General features: G+C 69.1%; 3 protein-coding genes. All 3 read left to right on the top strand.

The genetic code is table 11. The features are described 5' to 3' along the window. The first annotated feature begins 386 nt into the window (after positions 1–386). Positions 387–1589: a S8 family peptidase gene (locus tag ACFWPS_RS33045; RefSeq protein WP_383711764.1), complete on the top strand. Its 1203-nt coding sequence runs from the start codon at positions 387–389 to the stop codon at positions 1587–1589. 253 nt (positions 1590–1842) lie between these two features. Then, positions 1843–3897 (top strand): alpha-1,4-glucan--maltose-1-phosphate maltosyltransferase, encoded by a 2055-nt coding sequence (locus tag ACFWPS_RS33040; protein ID WP_383711762.1) that lies wholly within the window; start codon positions 1843–1845, stop codon positions 3895–3897. Next, positions 3894–5119 (top strand): maltose alpha-D-glucosyltransferase (gene treS / locus ACFWPS_RS33035; RefSeq protein WP_383711759.1); only part of this gene is annotated, 1226 nt, incomplete at its 3' end. The genes ACFWPS_RS33040 and treS, both read left to right, overlap by 4 nt.

The following is a 5119-nucleotide window of genomic DNA, read 5'->3' as shown; positions in this document are numbered from 1 at the left end:
GTCTGTCCGACAGTACCGGTGCGAGGGTGCCACTGGGGGCTGCCGCCCCCAGACCCCCGCTTCGGCCTGAACGGCCTCGTCCTCAAACGCCGGACGGGCTGGGATGTGGTGCAGATCGACCTTCGTCCCCGAACACCGGACCGACAGGGATGTGATGCGGACCAGCCTTCGCCCCGAGGCGCCGGACGGACTGGGACGTGGCACGGACCGGCCTTCGCCCCACAGCACCGGACGGGCCGGAACGTGGCACGGATCGGCCCTCGTCCCAAGGCGCCGGACGGGCTGGGATGTGGTGGTGGTCGGCAGTCGTGCTCGGGGGCCTTCTTGTCGGCTTTCGCACCGTACGAGACGCTGCCTCCCTGAGCTGAGGAGGGGGACTCGCAGCCATGGCACGGACGTGTACCCGGCGTCTGCGTCTGGTGGGGGGCTTGACCGCGGTCGTCACGGCCGCGGTGCTGTCGACGGCCACCCTGCCCGCGCACGCCGTACCGGAGGGGACCATCGTCGACGCCGGCCGGACCGGATCGGTCGACGGGAGTTATCTGGTGACGCTCAAGGAGGGGATCAAGGGGGCGTCGGCGGCCGGGAAGGACGTCGCCGCCCGCTATGGGGCGAAAATAAGCCATACTTACGACAGTGTGCTGAACGGCTACGCCGTCGAGGCGAGCGCGAGACAGGCCCGGCGGCTCGCCGCGGACTCGCGGGTCGCCTCAGTCGTCCAGGACAGCCGGGTGCGGCTGGAGCGCACCCAGAAGAACCCGCCGTCCTGGGGCCTGGACCGCGTCGACCAGGCGAAGCTGCCGCTCGACAGGTCGTACACCTCACCGGAGCCGGCGGGCGCGGGCGTCACCGTGTACGTGATCGACACCGGTGTCCGCATCACACAGGCCGACTTCGGCGGACGCGCGAGCTACGGCTGGGACTTCGTCGGGAACGACAGGTCCGCCGGTGACGGCAACGGGCACGGCACCCATGTCGCCGGCATCATCGCCGGCACCAGGTACGGCGTCGCCAAGAAGGCCCGGATCGTCTCCGTGCGGGTCCTGGACGACACCGGGGCGGGCACCACCGCCCAGGTCATCGCCGGTGTCGACTGGGTCACCTCGCACGCCCGCAGACCCGCGGTCGCCAACCTCAGCCTGGGCGGCTACCACAGCGCCCAGCTCGACACCGCCGTACGGAACTCGATCAGGGCAGGCGTGACCTACGCGGTCGCCGCCGGCAACGACGGCCTCCCGGCCGCCCGCTACTCGCCGGCCGACGTGCCGCAGGCCCTCACCGTCGGCGCCACCGACCGCACCGACACCCGCGCGGACTTCTCCGACTACGGCCCCGCCGTCGACCTGTTCGCCCCGGGCGTGGCGATCACCTCGGACTCGTACGCGAGCGACACCGGCACGGCGACCTACTCGGGTACGTCGATGGCGGCACCGCACGTGGCAGGGGCCGCCGCCCTCTACCTCGCCGGGCACCGGAAGGCCACCCCGGCCCAGGTCGCCAAGGCCCTGATTGCGGGGGCGGCGAGCGGGAAGGTGTCCGGTGCGGGGCCGGGCTCGCCGAACAGACTCCTCCGGGTACCGAAGTCGTAAAGCGGTTTCTGGTATGCGATCACGCCACCGGCCCCGTTCGCCGAGAACGGGGCCGGTCTTGTGCGTAGACATACGGCTGAGTAGTTAACAAAGTGCCGGATTGCCCACCCGAATAGGGTGGGAAGGCTCCTCCGGTACACCCCACAGACACAGCACTGACACCACACAGCGGTAAAACACCAGGTACACCCGCAGGACCCACCTCCCCACCATCCATCCGCCCACACCCTCGTTGCCGCGGACAGGAGCGGTCATGCCCGCCACGCACCATTCCTCAGCACCTCCGACCCGGCGCACGTCACCCGGCGCGCCACCCCCCGCGGACGAGGCCACCGCCGTCGGCCGCATACCCGTCCTCGACGTCCGCCCGCTGATCCAGCAGGGGCGCCGGCCCGCCAAAGCGGTCACCGGGGAGTCGTTCGAGGTCACAGCCACCGTCTTCCGCGAGGGCCATGACGCCGTCGCCGCCAACGTCGTACTGAAGGACCCCAGGGGCCGGCCCGGCCCCTGGACCCCGATGCGGGAGCTGGCCCCCGGCACCGACCGGTGGGGCGCAACGGTCACCGCCGACGGGAAACCGGGCCGCTGGACCTACCAGGTCGAGGCATGGGGAGATCCGGTCGCCACCTGGCGCCACCACGCACAGATCAAGATCCCGGCGGGCATCGACACCGATCTGGTCCTGGAGGAGGGCGCCCGGCTCTACGAACGGGCCGCCGCCGGGGTCCCGAAGGCAAAAAAACGGGAAATCCTGCTGACCGCGGTCGCCGCCCTCCGCGACGAGGAACGGCCCGCCCCCTGGCGCCTCGCCGCCGCCCTCGCGCCCGAGGTCGACAAGGTCCTGGCGCGGTATCCGCTGCGGGAGCTGGTGACCGTCTCCGAGCCGCTGCCGTTGCTCGTCGAGCGTGAACGGGCCCTGTACGGCTCCTGGTACGAGTTCTTCCCCCGCTCCGAGGGGACCCCCGAGCGGCCGCACGGCACGTTCCGGACAGCGGCGCGCCGACTGCCGAAGATCGCCGAGATGGGCTTCGACGTCGTCTACCTCCCCCCGATCCACCCCATCGGCACCACCTTCCGCAAGGGCCGCAACAACACCCTCGACCCCGGCCCCGACGACGTCGGCGTGCCCTGGGCGATCGGATCCCCGGAGGGCGGGCACGACGCCGTCCACCCTGACCTGGGAACCCTGGAGGACTTCCAGTGGTTCGTGGCCGAGGCCGCCCGGCACGGCCTGGAGATCGCCCTGGACTTCGCCCTGCAGTGCTCGCCCGACCACCCCTGGGTGGAGAAGCATCCCGAGTGGTTCCACCACCGCCCGGACGGCACCATCGCCTACGCCGAGAACCCGCCCAAGAAGTACCAGGACATCTACCCGATCGCCTTCGACGCCGACATGCCCGGGCTGATCGCCGAGACCGTCCGGGTGCTGCGGCACTGGATGGACTGCGGGGTGCGGATCTTCCGCGTCGACAACCCCCACACGAAACCGGTCGTGTTCTGGGAACGGGTGATCGCCGAGATCAACACGGCCGATCCCGACGTCATCTTCCTCGCCGAGGCCTTCACCCGGCCCGCGATGATGCGCACCCTCGCCCAGACCGGCTTCCAGCAGTCCTACACCTACTTCACCTGGCGCACCACCAAGCAGGAACTCACCGAGTACCTCACCGAGCTGTCCGGTGAGTCCGCCGCGTGGATGCGGCCGAACTTCTTCGCCAACACCCCGGACATCCTGCACGCCTACCTGCAGGACGGCGGTCGTCCCGCCTTCGAGGCCCGTGCCGTGCTCGCCGCCACCCTCTCCCCCACCTGGGGCATCTACAGCGGCTACGAACTCTGCGAGAACACCCCCCTCAGGGAAGGCAGCGAGGAATACCTCGACTCCGAGAAGTACCAGCTCACACCACGCGACTGGGCCACCGCCGACACCGACGGCATCGCCCCCCTCATCACCCGCCTCAACACCGTCCGGCGCAGCAGCCCGGCCCTGCGGCAGCTGCGTGACCTCCACTTCCACCATGCCGACCAGGAAGCGGTGATCGTCTACAGCAAGCGGAGCGGATCGAACACGGTTCTGGTGGTCGTCAACCTCGACCCCCACCACACCCAGGAGGCCACGGTCTCGTTGGACATGCCGCAACTCGGCCTGAACTGGCACGAGTCGGTGCCGGTGCGCGACGAGCTCACCGGCGAAACCTACAACTGGGGCAGGGCCAACTATGTGCGCCTGGAACCGGGTCACCGGGCCGCGCACATCCTCACCGTCCTGCGACCGTCCCCGCAGATCGGAGGGTCACCCATACAATGATCGTCAACGAACCCGTCCCGGACACCTTCGAGGACACCCCCGCCAAGGACCGGGACCCGGACTGGTTCAAACGCGCCGTCTTCTACGAGGTCCTGGTCCGCTCCTTCCAGGACAGCAACGGCGACGGCATCGGCGACCTCAAGGGCCTGACCGCGAAACTCGACTATCTGCAGTGGCTCGGCGTCGACTGCCTCTGGCTGCCGCCCTTCTTCAAGTCCCCGCTGCGGGACGGCGGTTACGACGTCTCCGACTACACCGCCGTACTCCCCGAGTTCGGTGACCTCGCCGACTTCGTGGAGTTCGTCGACGCCGCCCACCAACGCGGCATGCGCGTCATCATCGACTTCGTCATGAACCACACCAGCGACCAGCACCCGTGGTTCCAGGAGTCGCGCAAGGACCCCGACGGGCCCTACGGGGACTACTACGTCTGGGCGGACGACGACAAGCAGTACCAGGGCGCGCGGATCATCTTCGTCGACACCGAGGTCTCCAACTGGACCTACGACCCGGTCCGCAAGCAGTACTACTGGCACCGCTTCTTCTCCCACCAGCCGGACCTCAACTACGAGAACCCGGCCGTCCAGGAGGAGATCCTCTCCGCGCTCCGCTTCTGGCTGGACCTGGGCATCGACGGCTTCCGGCTGGACGCGGTGCCGTACCTCTACCAGAGCGAGGGCACCAACTGCGAGAACCTCCCCGCGACCCACGACTTCCTGAAGCGGGTCCGCAAGGAGATCGACACCCAGTACCCGGACACCGTGCTGCTGGCCGAGGCCAACCAGTGGCCGGAGGACGTCGTCGACTACTTCGGCGACTACCGCAGCGGCGGGGACGAGTGCCACATGGCGTTCCACTTCCCGGTGATGCCGCGGATCTTCATGGCCGTGCGCCGGGAATCCCGCTACCCCGTCTCGGAAATCCTCGCCAAGACCCCCGCCATCCCCTCCGGCTGCCAGTGGGGCATCTTCCTGCGCAACCACGACGAGCTCACCCTCGAAATGGTCACCGACGAAGAACGCGACTACATGTGGGCCGAATACGCCAAAGACCCGCGTATGCGCGCCAACATCGGCATCCGCCGCCGCCTCGCACCCCTCCTCGACAACGACCGCAACCAGATCGAGCTCTTCACCGCCCTGCTGCTGTCCCTCCCCGGCTCGCCGATCCTCTACTACGGCGACGAGATCGGCATGGGCGACAACATCTGGCTCGGCGACCG

This window comes from Streptomyces sp. NPDC058457 (assembly GCF_042720695.1).
GTDB lineage: Bacteria > Actinomycetota > Actinomycetes > Streptomycetales > Streptomycetaceae > Streptomyces.
This window is presented reverse-complemented; position numbering and strand designations above follow the sequence as displayed.